Source organism: Myxococcales bacterium (assembly GCA_012517325.1).
Classification (GTDB): domain Bacteria; phylum Lernaellota; class Lernaellaia; order Lernaellales; family Lernaellaceae; genus JAAYVF01.
This window is the reverse complement of the sequence record JAAYVF010000014.1, coordinates 1-11,053: the sequence shown is the minus strand read 5'-3', so window position 1 is coordinate 11,053 and position 11,053 is coordinate 1. Positions and strand designations below refer to the sequence as shown.

Below are 11,053 nucleotides of genomic sequence, written 5' to 3'. Positions count from 1 at the left end.
CGCGGTGCCCTGATCGGCGAAGCCGTAAATCTTCCACAACCACGGCCCGGGAATCCTTGTCCACGTCTCGCCGTCGTAATGCATGACGCCCTTGTATGGGCCGACGACGTAGACATCGCCGCCGGGGGAAACCCACATGTCCTCGAGGCCATAAGTGTAATCATCCAAATGTAATGGAAAATTAATGTCAATAAAATTCCCCTCATTATATAAATATATTTTTATAAGTACTTCTTGGCTTGATAAAGCAAAATAAACATCGTCTTCAGACGCAAATATTTTTTTCACCTCAACTGCCAGACCCGACAATTCAGACATGTCTGGAATATTAAAATTGTAGATATCATTTCCATTATAGTACATTATGCAAGGGTCCCAATTTCTATTTGTTTTTTATATCCACCAATATATATATTATTCTGTGGCAATCCCCATATTTTTGTTATAATGCATTTGTTGTCATTATTTAATATTATTTCGTTCCAGATATTTTGGTAATAATGAAGAAGTAATATGTTTCCACCTGACTTTGGTGACCATTGGTTACCTGCCATGAATACTTCGCCGGATTCGTCAACCCATAATCCTTTTAGTGTTTTACCGCTTTCACCAACAAGGATTTTTTCAATGTTTTGTCCATCATAATGATAAATGATCTAATGATCCAAATCCGTAATATCCGGATCAATATTCTTATCCACATTCGCTACGAAATAAACATTGTCGCTCGAGGTGCCGCCAACGCCAACAATTTCTGTAGAAGGATAAAATAAAGAGATATCCTCCCACTCACCATCATGATAAAACAGGATTAGAGGAGTACTCATAAACAAACCTTTTGTGCTGCCGATGGCAAATACTTCGTTCGTACTTGGCCCCCATATCTGTTTGATAAAATCCGTATTGTCGGCACTTATCTGGTACTTCAACTGCCATTTTTGTTTTGCGTAATGATAGAAATTCGCATCGTAAAAGCCATCATCCCATGGATAAACAGGACTTTCCCTATAGAAAAAATTCACTCCTACGAATTCTAGATTTGTTTCCGGATAAGTCGGATGATCGCCTAGATCGGCATTGCTTTGATCATCATCGTCATTTGCTGAATCGTCATCCACTACCGAATCATCGTCATTCGTTTCGTCGTTGTTGTCGTCAGACGCGTTTTCATTTTCTGCGCAGGAAAAAATCATGGGGGTAAAAACGACCAATAAGGCTAGGACAAGAATCGTTTTCATTTTGTCCTCCACGATGCCGCCTTACCTCGGAGGATCGTCATTCCGAGGCCCTTGGCCGAAGAATCTGCTCACGACAAGGAAAGATCCTTCGCTGACGCTCAGGATGACAAACTCAACGCTCGGGATGACAACCTCGACGCTCAGGATGACCTTGCCGCCGTCATTCCGGGCACAAGCCGAAATCCACAGCGAAACGCCTTTCAAACATGCTCGATCAAAAAGAGCCCTTCGCTTCGCGTAAAAGACATCGCTTCACCCATGAACGAGGTTTCCTAAGTTGCAATAATGAAAATATCAGGAATTATTGGAAGAGGCAAGGAATAATTTATCGTCGGTACAAAGTATAAATAGGGCTCCGTTTTATTGCGTGGTCGTGCCGACGCCGGCGGAGGCGCCGATGGCGGGCATGGCGCCCGGGGTGGTCTCGGAGCTGTCGAGGGCGTTGCCCTCCATGTTGACGGCACTGACGCCCGGGGCGACGCGGTAGTAGATGATGCGCGATTTTTTCTTCATGCGGAAGATGATGCCGACGGCGTTTTTCTGGACGCCGCGCACCAGAGCCGTGGTGTCGACGCGGAAGAAGTGGCTGGTCACGCCGAAGTAGCGGACGAAGCCGGCGGCGAGCTTGGGTTCCATGCCGAGGTCGCCGGTGAGGATTTTGAGCATTTCCTTCGGTTTGAAGTAGTTGCCTTCGCCGCTGGTCAGCGCGGCGAACGCGTTGTCGCCTTCGCCGGCGGCCGAGGTCTTGCGCCACTGGTCGATCTTGTCGGCGACGGCGGGGTCGGCGTTGGGATCGACCGTTTTAATCACCGCCTTCATCACCTTCACGCTGACGGTGTTGAGGTTCATTTTCGGGTCGCCGTAGATCGTCACCAGGGGTTCGATCTTGGCCCAGACGTCGTCGGTGACGCCGGCCACCAGTCGCACTTCCTGGATCGAATCGAAGCGCGTGTTTTTCGCTTTCGGCGCGTCGGTCATCGCGTCGTAGCCGTACACCGAGTTTTCCATGCCGTTGCCGTCGATGGTTTCCTCGTCGGCGTCGATGTAGTCGGCGATGGCGTTGGCGATCTGCGGATCGAGTTCCTCGTTCTGGAGCAGGTTGGCGAGGATTTCGACGTTCTTGACGTTGGCCGAGCCGGTACGGCCGATCAGGTTGTTGAGGTTGAAGCGGCCCGACTCGTCGTTGATCTGCATCAGCAGGGTTTCGTCGTTGGAGATGGGGATGCCGGGCATGCCCAGCTTGCCGAGAAAGTCGTACCAGTCCTCGTGCCAGTGATCGACGTTGTTGTCCTGGATGTCGTTGAGTAGGGCGCCGGCCGCCACCTGCACGCCGCTGCGCACCAGGTAGGAGGCCTTGATGCCGTCCACCAGGTTGGTCGCGATGTAGAAATGAATGCGGACCGACTGATGCAAATCGAGAATCAGCACCGTCAGCACCGTGACGACCATCAGCACGATGATCATCGCGATGCCGCGGCGGCCGGTGCCAATTCGGCGTAAAAGGTTCTTCATCAGTCGCTCGATGTCCCCGAACTGGTTGAACCCGTCGTGCCGCCGGAATCGGACTTGCCCGAGCCGGAATCGCTGCTCGTCCCTTCCGTGCCGCCCTCGGAGTCGAAAATGTTCAAGTCGATCGTCGAAAGCACGATGCGGATCTTGGTCATGAACGCGATCTGGGAGTCGCGCGGGCCGGCGACCAGCAGCCGCACCTCCACCGCGATCGGCAGGGTGTTGACCATGCCTTCTTCCTGGTCTTCCACCTCGGTTTCGGCGGTCGTCGTGTCCTGCGAATAATCGCGCGTGTCCCACTCCTCGACCCACTCGGTGCCGTCGTAAAAACGCAGGTCGAAGGCCTGGACGTTGTCGACCAGCTCGTCGAACTCGCCGCCGGTCAGCGGGTCGTCGTCGAGCGTCGGATCCTCGCGCCGGTAGAGGGTCATCACCCCGGTTTCCGGGTTTTCCATGATGAAGTAGGATACCTCGGCCTGATCGCTCTCGCGGGCCTGCTGGTTGTACTTCACATGGTCGAAGGTGGTGAAGGTCATTTCGTCGGCGGCCAGGCCGTTCGCGCCCTGGTGCGTCACCGAGTAGAAGATGGAGTGCGAATTTTTGTTTTTGGACACGAACGACGAGGACAGGTCGGTTTCCATTTTGTCCAGCGCCCAGCGGGCCTGCTGGTAGATGTCGTTGCCCGCCTCCACCTCTTCCTTGGAATCGGCGGTGCCCGAGAAGGCGCCGTAGATCAGGCCGACGATGATGCTGATGATCAGCATGGCGATCATCACTTCGAGCAGCGTAAAACCGGCGGGGTAACGTTTCATTTGCTGCTCGTGCCGCCCGTGGTGCCGCCGCTCGACGTGCCGCCGCTCTTGCCGGTCGTGTCGTCGTCGCCGCCGCTCGATTCCTCGTTGGCGATCTGCTGTTCCTCGGCGTCCATCGCGGCGATGAACTGCAGGATCTCGACCTTCTGCTCGGCCGGCCCCTCGGCCCAGAAAACGCGGACGGTGCATTCGCGGATGTACGACCAGAAGGCGTTTTCCTCGACGACGCGCTCCCAGCGGAAGTTCGGGTACAGGCCCGGATAGGTTTCCTCGAAATTGCCCTGCTCGCTGCCGAGTTCCGGCCAGCCCTTGATTTCCAGGTCGGTCATCAGGTCCTTGGCGAGATTGATGGCGATGGAGACGTTGCGGCTGCGTTCCGAGAGGCGCAGCGACGAGCCGTGGTTTTCGAGCAGCACGACCATGGTCGTGGCGAGGATGGCCATGGCCACCATCACCTCGAGGAGCGTGAAGCCGCGCGCGCGCCGCCGGCGGTGTCGGTGGTTCATAGCCCCATGTCGCCTTCGGAGGAGGTGCCGCCCACCTGCGGGCCGAGATCGACGAAGTCGATTTCACGGTCGTAAACCGTCAAGCGGCCGGTCATCGACTTGACGACCAGGGTGAAGACGCGGCCGTCGCGGCTGGCCAGGTGCAACACGGCCTTTTCGGCGAAGCCGGTCGGGTAGAACGAGATGAAGTCGACGCCTTCGGTGCGCTTTTCCGGGCTGTGCGGCGTGGCCATGTCCTTGATGAAGACGCCGCTGGGCAGTTGTTCGTGTTCGATGATTTCGTTGGGGGCGTCGACGAACTCGCCGGTCTGCCCGTTGACGGCCAGGTAGGACAGCCAGTATTCGCCCGTCACCAGGTCGAAGTTCAGCCGCAGGGGCGTTTGCTTGATGACCGATTCGTTGAAGCAGAATTGGATCGCGCCCGCCAGTTTCCGGATCGTGCTCTTCAGGTTGACCTCGAACAGGTCGTTCATTTTCGGGATGGCGATCGCCATCACCGTGCCGATGATGATGATCACCACCATGATTTCCAGGAGCGTGAAACCGGCGGAGCGCTGGCGCATGATCGTGTTACGACCCCGGGAAGATGTCGTCTTCGGTGCCCGGCCGGCCGTCGGGGCCGCTCGACCAGGTCTGGAAGGTCCAGCCGTCGTCGCAGATGTAGTTGTAGGGCAGGCCCCACGGATCGAACGGCACCTTGCTGTCGCGCAGGTACCCGCCGGGACGGTAGCCGTTGGCCGTCCGGCCGCCTTCCGGCGGCGCCACCAGGGCATTGAGGCCCTGGCCGGTGTCCGGGTAGAAGCCGTTGTCCATCTTGAACATGTCCAGCGCGTCGCGCAGGGTTTCCAACTGGATCTTCGCCGCGCGAATCTTGCTTTCCTCCAACCGGTTGAGCACGTTCACGCCGACCAGGCCCGCGATGGTGCCGATGATGATGATCACCACCATGACCTCGAGTAGCGTAAAGCCCCGACTGTCGCGTACCGCGCGCCCAACGTCGCGCCTCGCCCGATCCCGAGTATTCTTTTTCATCCTTCGCTCTCCTTTGGCAAGCGGTTCAATGCAAACCGGAGGTCATATCCATGATGGGCAGCATGATGGCAATGACCGTAAAGCCGACGAAGCCGGCCATGACCAGCAGCATGATCGGCTCGAAAATCGAGGTCAGCCCGTTGATGGTCGTCTGCACTTCGCTGTCGTAGGCGTCGGCCACGCGGAACAGCATGTTTTCCAGCTCGCCCGTCTGTTCGCCGACGGTGATCATGTGGATGACCACGGGCGGAAACACGCCGCTGCGTTCGAGCGGCTTGCCGATCGCCTCGCCTTCCTTCACGTTTTCGCGCGCCGTTTCGATCGCCTTCTCGAGCACCTTGTTGGCGACGACGTTCTTGACGATTTCCATGGCGGACATGATCGGCACGCCGGATTTCAGCAGCGTGGCCAGGGTGCGCGTGAAGCGGCTGACGGCGATTTTCAGCACCAGGACGCCGAAAATCGGCACCTTCAGCATGAACTGGTCGAAGCGCAAATGGCCCTTCTCGGTCGCTTTCCAGCGTCGAAAGAGGTAGGTCACCCCGCCCAGGAAGATCAGGATCAGGTACCAGTAGCTGCCGAGGAAGTGGCTGAAGCCCAGCAGGGCCAGGGTCACCGCCGGCAGCGCCTTGTGCATGCCTTCGAAGATCAAACTGATTTTCGGAATGACGAACGCGACCAGGTAGGCCACGATGCCCGAACCGATGATCGCCATCATGATGGGGTAGACCATCGCCGAGCGGATGCGGTTGCGCATCTCGACCTGGGATTCGGTGAAGTCGGCCAGCCGCCCCAGCACGAGGTCGAGCGTGCCGGAATTTTCGCCGGCGTTGACCATGTTGATGAACAACGGCGAGAAGATTTTCGGGAAGTCCTTGAGCGCGTTGGCGAAACCGGAACCTTCGTTGACCTTTTCCCGCACCTGGCTGAGCGCCTTTTTCAGCACCACGTCTTCAACCTGATTGCTCAGGGCGCCGAGCGCCGACACCAGCGGAATGCCGGCGCCGGTCAGGGTGGCGAGCTGCCGCACCGCCATCGCCAGGTCTTGCAGCTTGACCTTGCCGCGCATCGCCTTGAAGTCGATTTCCATCGACAAGCCCTTGCCGCGCATCGCCTTTTCCTCCGATACCTCGCGGATATCGGTAGGAAAAAGCGAATCCTGACGAAGCTTCGCCTTGGCCGCCTTGGCGTTCTCGGCGTCGAGAATCCCCTTGACGCTTTTGCCTTTGCTGTTGAGCGCTGTGTAACTGTAAACCGGCACAGTGTCCCCTTCTGTAACCCGGATAGACAGACCCCGGAATAAGCGGTTTCGTTCAACCCGCGCCGGAGCCGGCGCGCGTACACCACCGCTCTTCGCCGTCTTCCGGCGTGGTGATTCTACCCAAGGACCGCGCGCAAACCAAGGCCTGAATTCGGGTATTTTTATCGTGACTTGATTCGGCTTGGGGGGAAGAAGTTTTTGCCTGACCGGGAGCGTTTCCCGTATCCGCCCAAAATGATCCATCGTGGCTGTCTTTCGGTGACCAATCCCCCCAATTGGAGGTGAAAGCTTCAAAACCTCTTCCCTTGACACGGGCACCCGGATCGTTGAGAAGAGAGCGAAATCCCATGGAGGCCGGCGTGGAGGTTCTGGTTCTCGGTTTGGGGGGCATGATGCCGATGCCGGGGCGCTGGCTGACCAGCGCGGTGCTCCTGCACAACGGTGACGCCACCCTGTTCGATTGCGGCGAGGGCACGCAGGTGCCGCTGAAAAAAAGCGGCTTCGGCATCGGCCGGTTCGTGCGCCTGGCCTTGTCGCACATCCATGCCGACCACCTGACCGGCATTCCGGGAATGCTGATGCTGATGGCGCAGGCGGAACCGGCCCACGATGTGGAAATTCTCGGCCTGCCCGACGTGACGCGCTACGTTCAAGGGACGCGCCGGCTGCTGCGCTTTTATCTCAATTACGAATTGCGCTACCGCGACCTCGAACCGACGGGCGGGGAAATCCCCGGCGAGGGCTTCGTGCTGCGCTATCTGCCGCTGGCCCACACCACGCCGACGCTCGGTTTTTCCTACACCGAAAACGTGCGGCCGGGCCGGTTCGACATCGACAAGGCGCGCGCCCTCGGCGTTCCCGAGGGGCCGCTGTGGGGGCAATTGCAGCGGGGCAACGGCATCGTGCTGGACGGGCGCGAAATCTGTCCCGAGGACGTGTTGGGCCCGCCGCGCCGGGGCCGTAAATTCGCATACGTCACTGACACCGCGCCGTGCGATGGCGCGGTCGAACTGCTGCGCGACGCCGACCTGGCGCTGATCGAGGGCATGTTCACCGAGGAACACGCGGCCGAGGCGGAGGCCAAGCAGCATCTGACGGCCCGGCAGGCGGCGGAGATCGTCGACCGAAGCGGCTGCCAAAGGGCGCTGCTGGTCCACGTCAGCCCGCGCTACCGCAACGAGGATCTGCCGCGGCTCGAGGCGGAGGCGCGCGAGGTATGCGGCCGGGTCGAACTGGCCCGGACGCTCGAACGGTACGAAATCCCGCTGCCGGACTGAAAATTTTCCCCGACGCCACGAGGAGGGGCGGCGCATGTCCCTCGCTTTCTGCCCGCTGTGGGCGCGATCCAGCTTTTCGCTGCTGACCGGCGTAGCGCCGCCCGAGGCGCTGCTGGCCGCCGCCAAGGCCGCCGGTTACCGCCGGCTCGGCATCCTGGACGTCAACGGCTTTTACGGCCTGATCTGGACGCTGCAGGAGGCGCGGGAACTGGGCATCGAGCTGGTGATCGGCGCGGAACTGCGCCACGGCGGCCGGCGCGCCGCGGCGATCGCGCTGTCGGTCGCCGGCTATCAAGCGTTGTGCCGCGCGATCACGGCCCTGCATCGCGATCCCGCGTTCGATCTGGTTTCCACCTTGCGCGCGCTGCCGCCGGATGTGGCGTTGCTGCTCGACGAGGCGGCGCTCCTGGAAGCCCTGCGCGACCGGCCCGAAACCTACGCGGCGATCGGCCCGGCGGGATTTTCGTTTTACCAGCGGGCGAAAAAACTCGGCGTGCCGGCGGTCGCCGCCTGGCCGCAGTTGTATCTGCATCCGGAGCAGCCCCGGGTGATGCGGCTGCTGCGGGCGATCGCGAACAACACCACGCTGGCGCGCGTGCCGGAGAACGAGGTCCCGGGGTTGGAGGCCCTGTTGCCGTCGTCGCGCGAGGCGGCCGAAAAGCTGGCCTTCTGCCCCGAAGCCTTGGAGGCGGCGGAGCGACTGGCGGCGCGGGCCTGCCACGATCCGGGTCTGGGCGCGACGATCTTTCCCGGCCGGGCGCGGCGACCGGGCGAGGCGGCCGAGTTGCTGCGCGCCCGCTGCCTGGCGCGCGTGCCGTGGCGTTACGGCCGGCTGACCGACGAGATCCGGCGCCGCCTCGACTACGAAATGGCGATCATCGAGCCCAAGGGTTTCGCCGAGGTGTTTCTGCTCGCCGAGCAAATCGCCCGTCGCGCCACGCTGACCTGCGGCCGGGGCAGCGCCGCCGCCAGCATCGTCTCGTACCTGCTGGGCATCACGCACGTCGATCCGCTGCGCCACGATCTGTTTTTCGACCGCTTTCTCAACCCGGGCCGCGAGGATCCGCCGGATATCGACATCGATTTCGCCTGGGACGAGCGTGACGAGGTGATCCACTGGGTGCTGGAGCATTTCGGCGTCGGCCGGGTGGCGATGGTGGCCAGCCAGATCGGCTTTCGCAGCGCGGCGGCGGTGCGCGAGATCGCCAAGGTGTACGGCCTGCCGGACGAGGAGATCGGGCGCGTCACCGGCCGGATGAGCGGCTACTGGCTACCGCGCGACGCCGCGCGGGTCGTCCGTGAGCACCCGCTGTTCAAGGATCTGCGCCTGGAGGATCCATGGCCGGAAATCCTGGGCCTGGCTGCGCTGTTGGAGGGGCATCCCCGCTATCTGTCGGTGCATCCGGGTGGCGTGGTGATCGTGCCGGGCGGGGTCGATAGCGTGGTTCCGGTGCAGGACGCGCCCAAGGGCGTGCCGATCATTCAATGGGAAAAGGACCAGGCGGAGGACGCGGGCCTGGTCAAGATGGACATCCTGGGCAACCGCAGCCTGGCGGTGATCCGCGACGCGCTGGCGTCGATCGCCCGGCGCGAGAACGTGCACCTGTCGTACGCCTCGTTCAATCCGCTCGACGATCCGGCGACGAAGGATCTGCTGGCGCGGGGCGATTCGGTCGGCGTGTTTTACGTCGAATCGCCGGCGATGCGGCAGTTGCAGATCAAGTGCGGCACCGGCGAATACGAGCGGCTGGTCGTGCACAGCTCGATCATCCGCCCGGCCGCCAACGAGTACATCGACGAATACGTCCGGCGGTTGCGCGGCGGCCGATGGGAGCCGCTGCACCCGGCGCTCGAGGCCCAACTGGCGGAAACCTTCGGCATCATGGTTTACCAGGAAGACGTGGCGAAGGCCGGCATGACCATCGCCGGTTTCGACGCGGCCAAGGCCGACGGCCTGCGCAAGGTGATGTCGAAAAAGCGCAGCGGCAAGAAGTTCGAGGATTACCGGCGCGATTTCTTCGCGGGGGCGCTGGCGCGCGGCGAAGACCCGGCGGTGGTCGAAAAAATCTGGCGGATGATCGAAAGTTTCGCCGGGTACAGCTTCTGCAAGCCGCATTCGGCCTCGTACGCGCTGGTGTCGTTCAAAAGCGCCCACCTCAAGGCCCATTACCCGGCGGCGTTCATCGCCGCGGTGATCAGCAACCAGGGCGGGTACTACGGCACGTTCGCCTACGTTTCCGAGGCCCGGCGCCTGGGCTTGAGGGTGCTGGGCCCGGACATCAACGAAAGCGAGCGCGAGTGGATCGGCCAGGGCGATTGGGTCCGCGCCGGCCTGATGCAACTGCGGGAACTGCCGGCAAAGGCGCTGGAACGGATCCTCGCCGAGCGCCGGCGGGGCGGGCCGTTCGCGGATTTCGCCGCTTTCGTGACGCGCTGCCCGCTCGATCCCGCCGCGGTGCGCATCCTGATTCGCGGCGGCTGCTTCGACGGCCTGCACACGCTCGAAAAACGCCCGCGGCTGATGTGGGAGCTGGCGCGGTACGCCCACGGCCGCGAGGCCCCGGCGCGCCGCCAGGCGAATCTGTCGCTCTTCGCCGAAAAACCGGCCGGGCCGCTGCCGACCCCGCCGCCCTACGACGAAGTCGATGTGTTGCGCCAGGAAGTGGAAACCCTCGGCTTTCTGGCCAGCCGCCATCCGCTCGACCTCTACCGGACCGAACTGTCGCACCTCAAGCACGTGCCCGCGGCCGAACTGTCGCGCCACGTCGGCCGGACCGTCACGGTCGTCGGCTGGCTGGTCACCGGCAAGACGGTCGCCACGAAAAAGGGCGAGCCGATGGAATTCGTCTCGTTCGAGGACACCACCGCCCTTTACGAAACCACTTTCTTCCCGAAAGCCTACGCGAAGTTCTGCCACCTGCTGACGCGCACGCGCCCGTACCTGCTGACCGGCCGGGTGGAGGAATCCTTCGGCGCGGTAAGCCTGAACGTCCAGTGGGTGCGCCTGCTGGGCGACGCGCCACCCGCCGAACGGGTGCTGGCGACCCGCGGCCGCGCGTCGCTGCCGGTCGGCGAAGGGGGTTGAGGCATCTCAAAGCCCGACCCTGAAAAAACCGCTCGCCGTCTTTTCGTGCGCCAGCCGGAATCCACACCGGGAGCGCCGAAAAAAAAATCCCTCACCCCGGCTTCGCCACCCCTCTCCCACGCGTTTCGCGGGGGAGAGGGGATTTAAGGTAGCTGATAATAAAAGCACTATGTCGTCATTCCGTGCGCCAGCCGGAATCCACACCGGGAGCGCCAGCGACTTGACTGGTGTAGGAGCGGCTTAGCTTGGGGCCGGTGGATTTGCGTAAATATAACAATTGCGCGTCGGCGACTTGACTGGTGTAAGAGCGGCTTAGCAGCCGCGATTTCACCT

The 11,053-nt window shown here is 61.1% G+C and carries 10 protein-coding genes; 2 read left to right on the top strand and 8 right to left on the bottom strand.

Annotated elements, in window-relative coordinates; translation table 11 throughout:
- The 8 genes from GX444_03590 to gspF all read right to left on the bottom strand — a co-directional run.
- On the bottom strand, positions 1–138 hold a 138-nt coding region (locus tag GX444_03590), incomplete at its 3' end, for a hypothetical protein (GenBank protein ID NLH47669.1).
- Between the two features lie 518 nt (positions 139–656).
- Positions 657–1,238 carry a hypothetical protein gene (locus tag GX444_03585; GenBank protein NLH47668.1) on the bottom strand — a complete coding sequence of 194 codons (582 nt, stop codon included), beginning with the start codon at positions 1,236–1,238 and terminating at the stop codon, positions 657–659.
- A 360-nt stretch (positions 1,239–1,598) separates the two neighbouring features.
- Complete coding sequence (gspK, locus tag GX444_03580; GenBank protein ID NLH47667.1) at positions 1,599–2,750, bottom strand: type II secretion system minor pseudopilin GspK; 1,152 nt, start codon at positions 2,748–2,750, stop codon at positions 1,599–1,601.
- The gene (locus GX444_03575; GenBank protein ID NLH47666.1) at positions 2,750–3,559 is read right to left on the bottom strand and encodes a prepilin-type N-terminal cleavage/methylation domain-containing protein; all 810 of its coding nucleotides are present in this window, start codon (positions 3,557–3,559) and stop codon (positions 2,750–2,752) included. The genes gspK and GX444_03575 overlap by 1 nt, the downstream gene beginning before the upstream one ends.
- Complete coding sequence (locus GX444_03570; GenBank protein ID NLH47665.1) at positions 3,556–4,065, bottom strand: prepilin-type N-terminal cleavage/methylation domain-containing protein; 510 nt, start codon at positions 4,063–4,065, stop codon at positions 3,556–3,558. Before GX444_03570 ends, GX444_03575 begins: the two co-directional genes overlap by 4 nt.
- Positions 4,062–4,628 (bottom strand): prepilin-type N-terminal cleavage/methylation domain-containing protein, encoded by a 567-nt coding sequence (locus GX444_03565; protein ID NLH47664.1) that lies wholly within the window; start codon positions 4,626–4,628, stop codon positions 4,062–4,064. Before GX444_03565 ends, GX444_03570 begins: the two co-directional genes overlap by 4 nt.
- A 7-nt stretch (positions 4,629–4,635) precedes the next feature.
- Positions 4,636–5,097, bottom strand: coding sequence for a type II secretion system major pseudopilin GspG (gene gspG / locus GX444_03560; GenBank protein NLH47663.1), 462 nt, complete (start codon positions 5,095–5,097; stop codon positions 4,636–4,638).
- Between the two features lie 25 nt (positions 5,098–5,122).
- A complete protein-coding gene (gspF, locus tag GX444_03555) occupies positions 5,123–6,358 on the bottom strand; it encodes a type II secretion system inner membrane protein GspF (protein ID NLH47662.1) in 1,236 nt (411 codons plus the stop codon).
- Between the two features lie 359 nt (positions 6,359–6,717).
- On the opposite strand from gspF, the gene GX444_03550 reads away from it, so the two are divergent.
- Together GX444_03550 and GX444_03545 are read left to right on the top strand one after the other, a co-directional pair.
- Positions 6,718–7,635 (top strand): ribonuclease Z, encoded by a 918-nt coding sequence (locus tag GX444_03550; protein ID NLH47661.1) that lies wholly within the window; start codon positions 6,718–6,720, stop codon positions 7,633–7,635.
- Positions 7,636–7,669: 34 nt separating this feature from the next.
- Positions 7,670–10,720, top strand: coding sequence for a DNA polymerase III subunit alpha (locus GX444_03545; protein ID NLH47660.1), 3,051 nt, complete (start codon positions 7,670–7,672; stop codon positions 10,718–10,720).
- Positions 10,721–11,053 lie beyond the last annotated feature (333 nt).

Bases quoted from the DNA above. Each gene is read 5' to 3' on its own strand.
- GX444_03585 (NLH47668.1), bottom strand. From the start codon at position 1,238: ATGAAAACGATTCTTGTCCTAGCCTTATTGGTCGTTTTTACCCCCATG.
- gspK (NLH47667.1), bottom strand. From the start codon at position 2,750: ATGAAGAACCTTTTACGCCGAATTGGCACCGGCCGCCGCGGCATCGCG.
- GX444_03575 (NLH47666.1), bottom strand. From the start codon at position 3,559: ATGAAACGTTACCCCGCCGGTTTTACGCTGCTCGAAGTGATGATCGCC.
- GX444_03570 (NLH47665.1), bottom strand. From the start codon at position 4,065: ATGAACCACCGACACCGCCGGCGGCGCGCGCGCGGCTTCACGCTCCTC.
- GX444_03565 (NLH47664.1), bottom strand. From the start codon at position 4,628: ATGCGCCAGCGCTCCGCCGGTTTCACGCTCCTGGAAATCATGGTGGTG.
- gspG (NLH47663.1), bottom strand. From the start codon at position 5,097: ATGAAAAAGAATACTCGGGATCGGGCGAGGCGCGACGTTGGGCGCGCG.
- GX444_03545 (NLH47660.1), top strand. From the start codon at position 7,670: ATGTCCCTCGCTTTCTGCCCGCTGTGGGCGCGATCCAGCTTTTCGCTG.